The following is a 14,298-nucleotide window of genomic DNA, read 5'->3' as shown; positions in this document are numbered from 1 at the left end:
GAAACCGGGCGGGCTCATACCACTGTACCCCGGAATCGCGCAGCTGCGCCGGATGGATTTTCTCGGGATGCGGGACGACACCCGGGACGACAGGGGACCGTGGGGCCCGGCGAGGTGATTGCCTCCCTGATGAGGCGGGCTATTGTGCCCAGCATGGAGACGCCTGACGAGACAACCGCGCCCGCTTCCACCGCCATCGCCGCCCAGGATTGGGCCACGGCCTCCGGCGACCCCCGGTACCGTGCGGCGGTCATCGACCTGCTCGGCGCGCTTGCCTACGGCGAGCTGGCCGCGTTCGAGCGGCTCGCGGAGGACGCGAAGCTGGCGCCGACGCTGTCCGACAAGGCGGAACTCGCGGCGATGGCTACCGCCGAGTTTCACCATTTCGCGCAGCTCCGGGACCGGCTTTCCGCGGTCGACGCGGAGCCCACTGCCGCGATGGAGCCGTTCGCGACGCCGCTCGACGACTTCCACCGTCAGACGGCGCCCTCGGATTGGCTCGAAGGCCTGGTCAAGGCCTATGTCGGCGACTCGATCGCCTCGGACTTCTACCGTGAGGTCGCTGCGCGGCTGGACTCCGACACACGTGAGCTCGTGCTGTCCGTGCTCGACGACACCGGGCACGCTTCCTTCGCCGTGGAGAAGGTGCGGGCCGCGATCGAGGCGGAGCCCAGGGTCGGGGGGCGGCTGGCGCTCTGGGCGCGGCGGCTCATGGGGGAGGCGCTCTCGCAGGCGCAGCGGGTTGTCGCTGACCGTGACGCGCTCTCCACGATGCTTGTGGGCGGTGTGGCGGACGGGTTTGACCTGGCGGAGGTGGGGCGGATGTTCACGCGCATCACCGAGGCGCATACCAAGCGCATGGCTGCGCTGGGCTTGGCGGCGTAGCCCCCGCGGGGCGGCGGCTCGTCCAATTTGGGCTCGGCGGCGCCGGGGGCCTTCAGGTTGTCGTTCGGCACGGGTCGGGGGCGCCCGGGGGCCTTCCGGATGTGGTTCGGACATGCGCCATCGCCACCGGCCCTTGGGCGACACAGTCTGCGGGGACACCCCTGCACCGCCCCCTTCTGCCGGTTCCGCTTGCTGCGGGACGACTCTGTCCGCTATTGCCTGCGGGTACCGCCTCGTGCCGGGGGCGTCCGGCGACTGCTGGTTTGGCAGTGCGGGCCCGGCTGGGGGTGTGCGTTTACTGCCCGGGGGCCGGGCGGGGGCGTTGGGATCCGCCCGAAGGGCGTCACGCTGGGTGGGGGGCTGACTCGCGGCGGCCGGAGGGGCGGATCAGGAGGGAGAGAAGAGCCGCGGCGACAGCGACGGCGGCGAGGAGGGTGAGGAGAAGGTGGCCGGGGCCGAGGATGGCGCGGGCCAGGAGACCGCCGGTTAGGGCGGCGACGGGACCGGTGGGGAGGACGAGGCGGCGGGAGGGGAGTCGCGTGGCGGGCAGTAGCCGCATCACGGCTGAGGCGACGGCGAGGCCGAGGGCGGCGAAAGCGAGCGCGTGCCACAGCATGCTGGGGTCCCTCCCCGAGGATCGATCGGTCGTTTCCGTCATACCCCCGGGAGCAGGCACGCAAAACGGCGGGCACCCGGATTGTCCCGGGCGCCCGCCGTCTTCGAGAGCAGAGCGCCGCGGTTAGAGCGCTGCGCCGAAGCCGACCCGGCGAGCGGCAGACTCGCCGATCTCGACGTAGGCGAGCCGCTCCGAAGGGACGAGGACCTTGCGGCCGTGCTCGTCCGTCAGGCTCAGCAGCTTGGCTGTGCCGGCGAGCGCGTCAGCCACGGCCTTCTCGACCTCCTCGGCCGACTGCGAGCTCTCGATGGTGATCTCGCGTGGCGCGTGCTGCACGCCGATCTTGACCTCCACGGCTTTTGTCCCTCCGATGGTCTGGCGGTGTACGGAGCACAGACTAGCCGTGCGCAGGTGCGATGCAGCGTCCGACCGGCACGCCCGTAGCGAACAGGCGGGAACGAGCGGTCAGTGCGGGGCGCCGCCCTCGGTGCCGTGCAGCGGGAAACCGGCGATGCCGCGCCATGCGAGCGAGGTGAGCAGCTGGACGGCCTCCTCGCGGGCGATGCTGCCGCCGCTGCCGAGCCAGTAGCGGGCGACGACCTGGGAGACGCCGCCCAGCCCGACGGCGAGCAGCATGGACTGCTCCTTGGGCAGGCCGGTGTCCTCGGCGATCACCTCGCTGATCGCCTCGGCGCACTGCAGGGAGACCTTGTCGACGCGTTCGCGTACCGCGGGCTCGTTGGTGAGGTCGGACTCGAAGACCAGCCGGAAGGCGCCGCCCTTGTCCTGGACGTAGGCGAAGTACGCGTCCATGGTGGCGGTGACGCGCAGCTTGTTCTCGGTGGTGGAGGCGAGGGCGGTGCGGACGGCGTCGAGGAGTGACTCGCAGTGCTGGTCGAGCAGGGCGAGGTACAGGTCGAGCTTGCCGGGGAAGTGCTGGTAGAGCACGGGCTTGCTGACACCGGCACGCTCGGCGATATCGTCCATGGCGGCGGCGTGGTAGCCCTGCGCGACGAACACTTCCTGGGCGGCGCCCAGCAGCTGGTTGCGGCGGGCCCGGCGCGGCAGGCGGGTGCCGCGTGGGCGTGCCTCGGTATGCTCGATGGCGGTCACGCGGCCTCCCAATTGGTTACTGCGCTCGTGATAGCTGCGCTGAGTTGCGTCTGCCATCCTACTTTTCAGTAACGGACGTGTGCGCCGCTCGTGCGCACATTCTCACGGGCTGGTACCGGCGTGCGGTCAGCGGTAGTCGTCCTCGTCCAGCTTCACTACGCGGCGCTGGTCGGCGGCGTCCGCCGGGTCGGCCTCGATCGGGCGCTCGGTGATGGGGACGTCGCGGTACCGGAGGAGGTCCGTGTGCTGTTCGATGACGTCGGCTTCGGGAGCCTCCAGATCGAGCTCCGTGTCGATGTCGGGATCAATGTCGCTGTCGGGGTCGATGGCTTCCTCGTTGTCGAAGTCATCGGTGATGTCGGACACGACTCCTCCCTTCCTTCGCTACCTGCGAGCCTAGGAGAGAGTTACCCGGGGCGCAGAGTGGCAACCGACACGTTCGGAGACCTGTGATGCTGAACATGCAATCGTACGCGTGATCGTCTCGTAATATTGGTCCATGTCTTCGACGGAGCTGCCCGAAGCCGTAATAGCCGCCACGCCGGTGCCTCCAGCGGGTCCGAGAGTCCGCGATGGCGAATCCCTGCGGGTGGTGACGCTTCCGGGGGTGACGCTGACAGTGCGCTCGAGGGTGCCGGATCGGGAGGGGCTGGCGCCCGCGCTCTTCGTGCACGGCCTGGGCGGTTCTTCGGCGAACTGGTCCGCGCTCATGGAGCGGCTGGCCGACCGGGTGGACGGCGAGGCGCCGGATCTTCCCGGCTTCGGCTACTCGCCGCCGCCGGATGACGGGGATTACACGGTCGGGGGGCACGCGCGTGCTGTCGTGCGTCTGATCGAGGCCGACGGGCGGGGCCCGGTGCATCTCTTCGGCAATTCGATGGGCGGCGCGGTCGCCACCAAGGTCGCGGCGGCCCGTCCCGATCTCGTACGCACGCTGACGCTGGTCTCCCCGGCGCTGCCTGAGGTGCCGCCGCAGCGCTCGGCCTGGCCGACCGCGATGTTCGGTCTGCCGGGTGTTCCCGCGCTGGCCGCACGGGCGACCCGGGACTGGTCGGGCGAGCGGCGCACCGAGCAGCTGCTGGCGCTCTGTTACGGCGACCCGGCCCGGGTCCCGGAGGAGGTGCGGGCCGAGCACGCCGCCGAGTACGAGCGGCGGTTGGCGTTGCCGTACTTCTGGGACGCGCTGGCGCGCTCGACGCGCGGCATCGTCGACGCCTACACGCTCGGCGGCCAGCACTCGCTCTGGCGGCAGGCCGAGCGGGTTCTCGCCCCGACCCTGCTGGTGTACGGCGGTCTGGACAAGCTGGTCTCCTTCCGGATGGCCAGGCGCGCGAGCCGCGCCTTCCGCGACTCCCGGCTGCTGGCGCTGCCGGACAGCGGGCACGTGGCGATGATGGAGCACCCCGACGAGGTGGCGAGGGCGGTCCGCGTGCTGCTGGATGACGCGGATCGCCTGGACGGCACCGACGCGAGCGGGAGCCGATAGCGGGATGGGCAGGCACCGCGGCGGTCCGGAGGGCCGCGAGGACGAGATATCCGGCGCTCGGGGCTCCCGCGCCGGCTTCGGCCGCCGCCGGCGCGGTTCCGGGACCGGTCCGGACGCCGCCGGTGGTCCCGGGGCGGTGCAAGCTCCGCGTGGCGGGCAGAGCGGGCCGCAGCAGCACCCCGACCACACCGAGCACGGAGCTTGGGGCGCGGCGGCCGACTGGCCCGCGAGCCCCGGGTTCGCCCGCTCCCCGGGCGGCCGGCTGCGCTCGGCAGAGCCGTCCGCGCTCGACGACCCTGCCGAGCAGGATGCGCTCGGCGGATGGCCGGGGATTCCGGCGCCCCCTTCGCGGGGTGGCACGCCGAGCCGGATTCCTCGCCCCCGTCCGGATGTCGCTGACGCGTTCGAGGCGTTCGAGGCGTTCGACGCGTTCGGCGGGCCGCGGCCCGGCACCGCGATCCCCGGGCAGCGCTCCGGCCCGGTCGCGCCCGGTCGTCAGGGCAGCGTGCCGGGGGCACCCCGGGTACCCGGGGTGCGGGCCGCCGGGCGCGTGCCGGGGCCGCGGAAGGACTTTCTCGAAGCCTTTGACGATGTGCGGCCGGCGGCTCCGGCCGTCGGCGGCGAGACGCGGGGCGGGTCCGCCGAGGAAGCCCCCGCCCGCGGGTCCGGCTCGAAGGGCCGCTCGCTCGCCGGGGTCGCCGCGGCGGTCGTGATGACAGTGCTGGCGGTCCTGGTGGCAGGGCAGGTGGCCGGGGCCGGGCGGATCCGGGAGGGCGCCCAGGCGCCGGTGGACGGGGCGGCGCCCTCGGGGACGTCGTCGGCGCAGGCGGGCTCGTCGGCGTCCGCCCCGGCGGTATCGCTCTCGTACGCCGAGGCGATGGCCACCGTGTATCCGCTGGACCAGGGTCTGGCGCTGTCCGACACGTTCACGACGATCGGTGGGCACCAGAAGGCGCCGGGCAAGGGCCAGGTGCTGCGGGTGCGGGTGGATGTGGAGAAGGGGCTGCCGCTGGACGGGGAGCTGTTCGCCCAGGCGGTCTATAAGACACTCAACGACGAACGCAGTTGGGGCCATGACGGCACCAAGACCTTCGAGCGGGTGTCAAGCGGTCACGCGGACATAGTGATCACGCTGGCCAGCCCCGGCACAACGGCGAAGTGGTGTGCGAAGTCCGGGCTGGACACGACAGATGACAATGTGTCGTGTGACTCCGTCTCAACGCCCCGCACGATGATCAACGCGTACCGCTGGGCGCAGGGCTCGAAGACCTACGGCCAGAACAAGATGTACATATACCGCGAAATGCTGATCAATCACGAGGTAGGGCACAGGCTCGGCCATAGTCATGTGGTCTGCCCGAAGGATGGCGCACTGGCGCCGGTGATGATGCAGCAGACGAAGTTCCTGACGCTGAACGGGAAGACCTGCAAGCCCAACCCCTGGCCGTTCCCGGAGGATGGCTGACTTCTGTCGGTTTTGCTGTGAAATTGGCATGAAATCGGTCTGGATCGTCCAAAATCTCATGCGATTTTGACTTCAAGCGGAACTTCATTCAGTGTTCTGGGCATGCAGTACCGCCGCGCCGCCACCGCCAGGGACGCCAGCATCGAGCTGGCGCTCATAGGCGTGACCAGGCACAGCGTGGCCGATATCCACTGTCGCTAGCCCAGGTCATGCCTCCGCCCGGGGGCTGGCTTCCTGCGGGCGCGGCGTTCCGATGACGTAGACCACCTCCGGCTCCCTCTCTCCCCGTTTCAAGCATGTTCCGGGAGTCCATGGGGCCGTCGCTTGCTGCCGCCTGCGGGATCTTTCTCCGTAACGCACTGATCCCCACTCGCAGCCGCGAAAGGTTTACTCCGATGCGCCAACCGTCCGTCACATCCCGCCGCGTGGCAGCGGCAGTCGTCACCATGGCCCTGGCCGGCGGCGCCGCGGCCTGCGGCCCCAAGGACAGCAGCGCCAAGTCGGACAGCGGCAAGCCGAGCAAGGGCGGCACGCTCACCGTGCTGAACAGCCAGCCGCAGACGGACTTCGATCCCGCCCGGCTCTACACCTCGGGCGGCGGCAAGATCCCCTCGCTGGTCTTCCGCACCCTGACCACCCGCAACCGCGAGAACGGCGCGGCCGGCGCCAAGGTCGTACCGGACCTGGCGACCAACACCGGTGTGCCCAGCAAGAACGCCACGGTTTGGACGTACCACCTCAAGGACGGCCTGAAGTACGAGGACGGTACGACGATCACCTCCGCCGACATCAAGTACGGCATCGAGCGGTCCTTCGCCGCCGAGCTGTCCGGCGGCGCCCCCTACCTGCGCGACTGGCTCATCGGCGGCAACGCCTACCAGGGCCCGTACAAGGACAAGAAGGGCCTCGCCTCGATCGAGACCCCGGATGCCAGGACCATCATCTTCAAGCTGGACAAGCCCGAGGGCGACTTCCCCTTCCTGGCCACCCAGACCTCCTTCGCGCCCGTCCCCCAGGCCAAGGACACCGGTACGAAGTACGAGGAACACCCGGTCTCCTCCGGACCGTACAAGGTCCTCAAGAACGAGAACGACGGCGAGCACCTGGTCCTGACGCGCAACACCTACTGGTCCGCCAAGACCGACTCCCAGCGCAAGGCCTACCCGGACAAGATCGACGTCCAGTCCGGTCTCGACTCCACGGTGATCAACCAGCGGCTGGCGACCAGCTCCGGCACGGACGCGACCGCGATCACCACCGACACCAACCTCGGCCCCGCCGAGCTGGCCAAGGTCGCCGGTGACAAGACCCTGGCAAGCCGGGTCGGCACCGGCCACTTCGGCTACATCAACTACATCGCCTTCAACCCGAAGGTGAAGCCCTTCGACAACCCGAAGGTGCGCGAGGCCATCTCGTACGCCATCAACCGCACCACGGTCGTCAACGCGGCCGGCGGATCATCGCTCGCCGAGGCCGCGACCACCATGCTGCCCAACCAGCCCGCCTACGGCTACACGCCGTACGACGCCTTCCCGTCGGGCCAGACCGGCAACCCGGCGAAGGCCAAGGCGCTGCTGAAGGCGGCCGGCTACGCCAACGGCCTGACCATCACCCTGACGCACTCCAACGCCAAGGACTTCGAGACCAGCCCCGAGATCGCCACCGCCATCCAGGAGGCGCTGAAGCAGGCCGGGATCACCGTCAAGCTCGACGGCCTGGAGGACACCGCGTACCGGGACAAGATCCACAGCCTGAAGACCGAGCCCGGCTTCTTCCTCGCCCACTGGGGCGCGGACTGGCCGTCCGGCGGCCCCTTCCTCGCGCCGCTCTTCGACGGCCGGCAGATCGTCCAGAGCGGCTCCAACTTCAACTACGCCCAGCTCAACGACGCCTCGGTCAACAAGGAGATCGACGCGATCAACCAGCTGACCGACGCCAAGGCCGCCGCCGCCCGCTGGGGCGCCCTGGACAAGAAGATCGGCCAGCAGGCGCTCGACGTGCCGCTCTTCCACCCGGTCTACAAGCGCCTGTACGGCAAGGATGTCAAGAACATCGTCATCAGTGACTGGGACGGCGTCCTCGACCCCTCGCAGGTCGCGGTCAAGTGACCATCGAAGCACTTGTCGCCCCCGTCCCGGCCCCGGGCGCCCGGCAGTTCTGGCGGCGGCTGCGCGCACAGCGTGCGGCAGCCGCCGGCGCCGCCGTGATCGCACTCCTCGTCCTGGTCGCCGTCGCCGCGCCGCTGCTCGCGGCCGTCGAGGGCCAGGACACCACCACCTACCACGCCGATCTGGTCAACTCCGCCGCCGGCGGGGTCCCGCTCGGCTCCTTCGGCGGCATCAGCGCCCACCACTGGCTCGGCGTGGAGCCGGGAACCGGCCGCGACATGTTCGCCCGGATCGTCTACGGCTCGCGGATCTCGCTCGTCGTCGCGCTCGGCTCCACTGTTGTCCAGGTGCTCATCGGCGTCGGCACGGGGCTCGCGGCCGGCCTCGGCAACCGTTTCCTCGACAACCTGCTCAGCCGGACCACCGACTTCATGCTGGCGCTGCCCACCCTTGTCTTCGCCATCGCCCTCATGGCCGTCGTGCCCGACGGATTCCCGCGCCCGGTGCTGCTGATGCTCGTCATCGGCCTGCTCGGCTGGGGCGGCACCGCCCGGATCGTACGGGCCCAGACGCTGTCCCTGAAGTCCCTCGACTACGTCGCTGCCGCCCGGCTCGGCGGCTCCGGCACCTGGCGGATCGCCCGGCGCGAACTGCTGCCCTCGCTGGCCGCGCCCGTCATCACCTACGCCGCGATCCTGCTGCCCACCAACATCGTCAGCGAGGCGGGGCTCTCCTTCCTCGGCGTGGGCGTCAGGCCTCCCACGCCCTCCTGGGGACAGATGCTGTCCAGCGCCACCACCTGGTACGAAGCCGACCCGACCTATGTGCTGCTGCCCGCCGTCATGCTCTTCATCACCGTGCTCTCCTTCACGCTGCTCGGTGACGGGGTCCGCACCGCCCTCGACCCCCGCGCCGCCAGCCGGCTCCGGGTCGGCACCGGCCGTAAGGGCGGCCATCAGCGCGAACGGGAGGCCGCCGCGTCATGAGCCGCTTCCTCCTGCGACGCCTCGGCAGCGCCGTACTCGTCCTGCTGGCCCTGTCGGTCGTCCTCTACGCGATCTTCTACCTGGCCCCCGGCGACCCCGCGCAACTCGCCTGCGGCGAGAAGTGCAGCCCCGCCCAGGTCGCCTCCGTGCGCCGGCAACTGGGCCTCAACGACTCGGTGTACCTGCAGTACTGGCACTTCCTCCAGGGCATCGTCGCCGGGCACGACTACAGCACCGGCACTGCCGTCATGCACTGTGACGCCCCCTGCCTCGGCATCTCCTACCAGAACGACCAGCCCGTCACCCAGATCCTCGTGGAGAAGTTCCCCGCGACCGCCTCCCTCGCGTTCGGGGCCATGGTCGTCTGGACCCTGCTCGGCGTCGGCACGGGCGTGCTCTCCGCACTGCGCCGCGGGCGGTTCACCGAGCGCGCCCTGACCGCTCTCACCCTCGCCGGAACGGCCATCCCGGTCTTCATCATCGGCATCCTGCTGCTCATGGTCTTCTGCTCCTACCTGCAGTGGCTGCCCTTCCCCACCTATGTGCCGCTGACCGCCGACCCCCAGCAGTGGTTCTGGAACATGCTGCTGCCGTGGTTCGCGCTCGGTCTCATCGAGTCCGCGAAGTACGCCCGGCTCACCCGTAGTTCCATGCTGGAGACCCTCGCCGAGGATCACATCCGGACCTTCCGGGCCTACGGCGTCAGCGAACGGAAGATCATCGGACGGCACGCGCTGCGCGGCGCCCTCACGCCGGTGATCGCGCTCTCCGCGATGGACCTCGGGACGATGTTCGGCAGCGCCGTACTCACCGAGACCCTCTTCGGACTGCCCGGCCTCGGGCAGAAACTCGTCACCTCCGTGCAGGGCAAGGACCTGCCGGTCGTGGTCGGGGTGGTGCTGGTCACCGGTTTCTTCGTCGTACTCGCCAACGCCGTCGCGGATGTGCTTTACGCGGTGGCCGACCGACGGGTGGTCCTGACGTGACGTCGCTCATCGAGGTCACCGACCTCAGTATCGAATTCCCCACCGCCGGTGGCGGCGTACGCGCTGTCGACGGTCTCAGCTTCACCCTCGGCGCGGGCGGCGCGCTGGGCGTCGTCGGCGAAAGCGGCAGCGGCAAGAGCGCCACCGCGTTCGCGCTCCTCGGCCTCCACCGGGGGACCGGCGCCAAAATCGGCGGCTCGGTGCGGGTCGCCGGCACCGATGTGCTCGCCGCCGACGACGCCGAGCTGCGGCAGCTGCGGGGCGGCCGGGCCGCCATGGTCTTCCAGGACCCGCTGTCCTCCCTGGACCCGTACTACGCCATCGGTGACCAGATCGCCGAGGTGTACCGGGTGCACACGAAGGCCTCGCGGCGCGCCGCCCGTGAACGTGCCGTCCAGGTGCTCGACCGCGTCGGCATCCCCGACGCGGCCCGGCGGTCGCGCTCGCGCCCGCACGAGTTCAGCGGTGGTATGCGGCAGCGTGCGCTCGTCGCCATGGCGCTCGCCTGCGAGCCGCAGCTGCTCATCGCCGACGAGCCGACGACGGCCCTGGACGTCACCGTCCAGGCCCAGATCCTCGACCTGCTGCATGAGCTCCGGGCCGAGACGGGCATGGGACTGCTGCTGGTCACGCATGACCTCGGTGTCGTGGCGGGCTCGGTCGACGACATCCTTGTGATGAAGGACGGGCGAGCGGTCGAGCGCGGGCCGGTGAGCGAGGTGCTGGGTGCTCCGCGCGAGCCCTACACCCGGGCTCTGCTCTCGGCGGTGCCCCGCCTGGACGCGGTACGTGCTGCGCGCGAGCCGGAAGTGGTGGGAATGGCGGATGCGCCGGATGCGCCGGATGCGCCGGAGGAGGACGTGCTCCTCGAAGCGGTCGGCCTGCGGCGCGAATTCGGCAGGCGCGGCGCGAGGTTCGCCGCCGTGGACGGCGTGTCACTGACCGTGCGCCGCGGCGAGACGCTCGGCGTGGTGGGGGAGAGCGGCAGCGGCAAGACGACCCTCGGGCGCATGCTGGTGCGGTTGCTGGAGCCCACGGCCGGCGAACTGCGGTACGAGGGGCGGGACATCCGCCAGGCCGGTCCCCGTGCCCTGCAGATGGTCTTCCAGGACCCGGTGTCCTCGCTGAATCCGCGCCGCAGCATAGGCGAGTCCATCGCCGACCCGCTGCGGGCCGCCGGCCGGCTGGACGACGCGGCGATCGTCGCGCGGGTGCGCGAACTCCTCGAACGCGTCGGGCTCGACCCCGGCTGGTACCACCGCTATCCGCACGAATTCTCCGGCGGCCAGCGTCAGCGCGTCGGCATCGCCCGGGCGCTCGCTCCCGAGCCGAGGCTCATCGTCTGCGACGAGCCCGTCTCCGCCCTGGACGTCACGACCCAGGCCCAGGTCGTGGCCCTGCTCGGCCAGTTGCAGCGCGAGCTCGGGCTCTCGCTCCTCTTCATCGCCCATGATCTCGCCGTAGTCCGCCAGGTCAGCGACCGCGTCGCTGTCATGCGGCACGGCCGCATCGTCGAACACGGCACCGCCGACCAGGTCTACGACGCCCCCCAGCACCCCTACACCAAGGGCCTGCTGGCCGCCGTTCCGGTCCTCGATCCCGCGCAGTCCTCGGCCCGGCGATCCGCGCGGCGCGCCTCGCGGGGGGCGGTGCGGGTCTGAGCCCACTGCCGCGGGTGCGAGCCCGGCGGCACTCAACCTGCCACCGGGGCCGGCGGTCCGCGCCGCAGGCGCACGGGCAGAGGCCGTCGGCCCGCAGGCCGTAACCGCATCCCAGCGTAGGGGTGCACAAACGCGCAATGCACCCGAAAGTTACGTCGCTTCACCCCTTCCGGTGGCGCCACGGACAACCGTCCATCGCGTCCCCACCTCACCGGCATAACGTCATCGCGCGGCCTGGCAAGGCAGCGGCCAAGGCGGAAGCCAAGGGAAAGGGTGGCGTACTCATGCGCATTGCGATGCTGGCAGAGGGTGGCTATCCGTACGCACGGGGTGAGGGCAGTGCGTGGTGCGACCGGCTCGTACGCGGGCTCGCGCGCCACGAGTTCGAGGTATACGCCCTCACCCGCACCGGCGCGCACGGGACGCTCACGCAACCGCCGAATGTCACCCGGGTCCGGAGCCTGCGGCTCTACGGCCCGCCGCCGGTCGGCGGCGCATCCCGCCGCCGGGGCCTGGTGCTCGCCCAGTACCGGGATCTGGCCGGGGTGCTGGCGGGCGGCGGGGAGTCGCGGGACCGTTTCGCCACGGCGCTGTACGGGCTGGCCGAACTCGCCCGGGGGGACCGGGGAGTGCCTGGAGTACTCCGCTCGGAGCAGGCGCTGGGCGCGTTGGAGGACGCCTGCCGGGGCAGCGGCGGCGCCATGGGCGTCAGCGACCTGCTCATCGCGGCGGATCTGCTGGAAAGGGCGCTGCGCCCCATGTCCGCGCGGTGGTACCACCCCCATGGCGAGGGGCTCGCCAGGGCCGACCTCTGCCATGCGGTGTCGGGCGGGGCGGCGGTGCTGCCGGGCCTGCTGGCCAAACGGTTCTTCGGCACGCCGCTGCTGGTGACGGAGTACGGCGTACGGCTCCGGGAAACGCTGCTCGCGCAGCGCGCCGCCGGGCTGTCCGCACCGGTGAGGGCGCTGCTGACGGCGTTCCACCGGCTGCTCGCCGAGGAGGCGTACCGGCAGGCCGCGCTGATCACACCGGGCAATGCGCACGCCCGCCGCTGGCAGGAGCGGGGCGGCGCGGACCGGGCGCGGATCCGGGTGGTGTACCCGGGCATGGATCACGCGCGGCTGGCGCCCGCCGCCGGATCCGGCGGCGGGCGGACGCTGGTGTGGGTGGGACGGATGGGCCCGGCGAAGGATCTGGCCGGGCTGCTGCAGGCGTTCGCGGCGGTTCGCGCCGCCGAGCCGGGCGCCCGGCTTCGTATCGTCGGCACGGCGGAGGAGGCGGGCGGGACGGAGGAGTATCCCGCGTACTGCCGAGCGCTGGCGGCGCGGCTGTTTCCCGGCGGGGCCGGGGACGCGGTGTCGTTCGGGACGGTGGGCTCGTCGGAAACGCCAGGGCTCGCCGAGGCCTACGGGTCGGGCGATGTGGTCGTCCTGTCCAGCATGGTGGAGGGGTTCCCGGTGACCCTGGTCGAGGCGATGTTCTGCGGCCGGGCCACGGTCTCCACGGATGTGGGCGCGGTCCGTGAAGTCATCGGCGGCACCGGGCTTGTCGTACCGCCGCGCGATCCCGCAGCGCTCGCCGCGGCGTGCCTGGCGCTGCTGCGCGACCCCGAGCGCCGTGCACGGCTCGGTGCGGCCGGGCGGGAGAGAGCGCTGGAACTCTTCACCGTGGAGCAGAACCTCGCGGCCTTCCGCGACATCTACCTCGACCTTGTCGCCGACCCCGCGGGCCTTGCGAGCCCGGCCGAAATCCCCATCCCCGGCCACTGGCACGCCGACCACCCCGGCCACCGCCGCCCCGCGTGGGCCCATGAATCCGCGTGCGTCGGCGCGGCCCGTCAGGAGGACCCCGCATGACCGCCGATCCCGTACTGGGGCTGATCCACCGTCACCAGGAGCTGTGCGCAGAGGCAGTCGACCCGCTGGAGATCGCGGCGGGCCTGGAGGCGCACGGGATGACCGACAGCGTGGCCGGGAGGTTTCGGCACCGGGATGTGTTCTCGCTGGCGGAGGAGGTGTATGCGCGGGTTCCGCGCGAAGCGGGCCAGACCCGGGCACACCAGGACCATGACCCGGCCGCGTCGGCGGTGAGGCGGCCCCGGAGCGCCGCCGTACGGCTGTCGGCGTACCGCGCGGCGCTGTATCTGCTCCCCGGCGCGGCCTGCGCGGCCACCGCGCTCAGCGTGCACGCGCTGCGCGCCCAGCCGCTGCGGGCGCTGGCCGTGGCCGCGGTGGCGGTGCCGTTGATCGCGCTGGCCGTGCAGTCGGTGGTCCGCCAGGGGCCGCTGCGGGCGCCGGGCGGGGCGGCGGCCGGCGGGGCGCTGTGGACGTGCTGGCTGCTCGGCTTCGCGCTGTACGGGGAGCCGGCGGTCGCGGCGCTGCTGGGCCACCCTGCCGATGCCGGGGTCCCGTTCGCCCCGTTCGCCCCGTTCGCCCCGGCCGCGGCGGCCGCGCCGACCGCTCTGGCGCTCGCGCTGGCCCCCGCGGCGTGGTGCGCGCACCGGTACGCCGTACGGTCCCGGGCCCATCGGGACGCCAGCCGTAGCCTCGCGGACTTCGCCGCCGCCGTACGCCCGCTGCTCGCGGGCACGATGGTGCTGTTCCTCCTCCTGCTGCTGGCGCTGCTCTGCGCCGTGTCGGCCGCGACCGGCGCCGCTCGCACCCCGGCCGCCCTGGCCGGGCCGGCCGCGCTCGGCATGCTGCTCTTCACCGCCCGCCTGCTCGCCATCCACGGCTTCCCCGGTGCCGCCGCGGCCGGCCTCGCCGCCGCGTCGGCCGTCGAGGTCTGCGCACTCGCGGGCGCCTTCCTCCACCGCGTCCACGGCCTGGAACCGCTCGCCGGCCCCATCGAGGCGGTGGGCCCGGCCGCTCTGTCCGCCCCGGCCTGCGGTGTGGCCGCGCTGGTCCTGGCGGGATACGCGCGGCGGGCCCTGTCCCGTGCCTCGGCGCACCCGGTGGCGCCGTGAGGCGCGTCCGGCAGCCGGTGACCACAA

General features: G+C 71.7%; 14 protein-coding genes. 10 read left to right on the top strand and 4 right to left on the bottom strand.

Features of this window, described 5'->3' with window-relative positions; all coding sequences use genetic code 11:
• The first annotated feature begins 153 nt into the window (after positions 1-153).
• The gene (locus tag FCI23_RS16665; protein ID WP_136724674.1) at positions 154-885 is read left to right on the top strand and encodes a ferritin-like fold-containing protein; all 732 of its coding nucleotides are present in this window, start codon (positions 154-156) and stop codon (positions 883-885) included.
• Positions 886-1,228: 343 nt separating this feature from the next.
• Here the strand turns inward: FCI23_RS16665 and FCI23_RS16660 are convergent, their stop codons facing one another.
• The 4 genes from FCI23_RS16660 to FCI23_RS16645 all read right to left on the bottom strand — a co-directional run bounded on the left by FCI23_RS16660 (position 1,229) and on the right by FCI23_RS16645 (position 2,980).
• Complete coding sequence (locus tag FCI23_RS16660; RefSeq protein ID WP_136724673.1) at positions 1,229-1,501, bottom strand: hypothetical protein; 273 nt, start codon at positions 1,499-1,501, stop codon at positions 1,229-1,231.
• 123 nt (positions 1,502-1,624) lie between these two features.
• A complete protein-coding gene (locus tag FCI23_RS16655; RefSeq protein ID WP_136724672.1) occupies positions 1,625-1,855 on the bottom strand; it encodes a DUF3107 domain-containing protein in 231 nt (76 codons plus the stop codon).
• Between the two features lie 111 nt (positions 1,856-1,966).
• The gene (locus tag FCI23_RS16650) at positions 1,967-2,614 is read right to left on the bottom strand and encodes a TetR/AcrR family transcriptional regulator (RefSeq protein WP_136724671.1); all 648 of its coding nucleotides are present in this window, start codon (positions 2,612-2,614) and stop codon (positions 1,967-1,969) included.
• Between the two features lie 126 nt (positions 2,615-2,740).
• The gene (locus FCI23_RS16645) at positions 2,741-2,980 is read right to left on the bottom strand and encodes a hypothetical protein (protein WP_322973846.1); all 240 of its coding nucleotides are present in this window, start codon (positions 2,978-2,980) and stop codon (positions 2,741-2,743) included.
• A gap of 133 nt (positions 2,981-3,113) precedes the next feature.
• On the opposite strand from FCI23_RS16645, the gene FCI23_RS16640 reads away from it, so the two are divergent.
• The 9 genes from FCI23_RS16640 (at position 3,114) to FCI23_RS16605 (ending at position 14,271) form a co-directional block, all read left to right on the top strand.
• Complete coding sequence (locus tag FCI23_RS16640; protein WP_136724670.1) at positions 3,114-4,100, top strand: alpha/beta fold hydrolase; 987 nt, start codon at positions 3,114-3,116, stop codon at positions 4,098-4,100.
• Positions 4,101-4,104: 4 nt separating this feature from the next.
• The gene (locus FCI23_RS16635) at positions 4,105-5,565 is read left to right on the top strand and encodes a DUF3152 domain-containing protein (RefSeq protein ID WP_136724669.1); all 1,461 of its coding nucleotides are present in this window, start codon (positions 4,105-4,107) and stop codon (positions 5,563-5,565) included.
• Between the two features lie 102 nt (positions 5,566-5,667).
• The gene (locus FCI23_RS63065) at positions 5,668-5,766 is read left to right on the top strand and encodes an Ms4533A family Cys-rich leader peptide (RefSeq protein WP_322973845.1); all 99 of its coding nucleotides are present in this window, start codon (positions 5,668-5,670) and stop codon (positions 5,764-5,766) included.
• Positions 5,767-5,960: 194 nt separating this feature from the next.
• Positions 5,961-7,673, top strand: coding sequence for an ABC transporter substrate-binding protein (locus FCI23_RS16630; RefSeq protein WP_136724668.1), 1,713 nt, complete (start codon positions 5,961-5,963; stop codon positions 7,671-7,673).
• Positions 7,670-8,659, top strand: coding sequence for an ABC transporter permease (locus tag FCI23_RS16625; RefSeq protein ID WP_136724667.1), 990 nt, complete (start codon positions 7,670-7,672; stop codon positions 8,657-8,659). The genes FCI23_RS16630 and FCI23_RS16625 overlap by 4 nt, the downstream gene beginning before the upstream one ends.
• On the top strand, positions 8,656-9,645 hold the full coding sequence (locus FCI23_RS16620; RefSeq protein ID WP_136724666.1) for an ABC transporter permease: 990 nt from the start codon (positions 8,656-8,658) through the stop codon (positions 9,643-9,645). Before FCI23_RS16625 ends, FCI23_RS16620 begins: the two co-directional genes overlap by 4 nt.
• Positions 9,642-11,306, top strand: a complete 1,665-nt coding sequence (locus FCI23_RS16615) for a dipeptide ABC transporter ATP-binding protein (protein ID WP_136724665.1) — start codon at positions 9,642-9,644, stop codon at positions 11,304-11,306. Before FCI23_RS16620 ends, FCI23_RS16615 begins: the two co-directional genes overlap by 4 nt.
• A 284-nt stretch (positions 11,307-11,590) precedes the next feature.
• Complete coding sequence (pelF, locus tag FCI23_RS16610; protein ID WP_136724664.1) at positions 11,591-13,162, top strand: GT4 family glycosyltransferase PelF; 1,572 nt, start codon at positions 11,591-11,593, stop codon at positions 13,160-13,162.
• Positions 13,159-14,271, top strand: a complete 1,113-nt coding sequence (locus tag FCI23_RS16605) for a hypothetical protein (protein WP_211265349.1) — start codon at positions 13,159-13,161, stop codon at positions 14,269-14,271. Before pelF ends, FCI23_RS16605 begins: the two co-directional genes overlap by 4 nt.
• Positions 14,272-14,298 lie beyond the last annotated feature (27 nt).

The sequence above is a fragment of the Actinacidiphila oryziradicis genome, from assembly GCF_005047355.1.
Lineage (GTDB): Bacteria > Actinomycetota > Actinomycetes > Streptomycetales > Streptomycetaceae > Actinacidiphila > Actinacidiphila oryziradicis.
The sequence above is the reverse complement of the archived record's forward strand: the minus strand, read 5'-3'. Positions and strand labels throughout refer to the sequence as shown.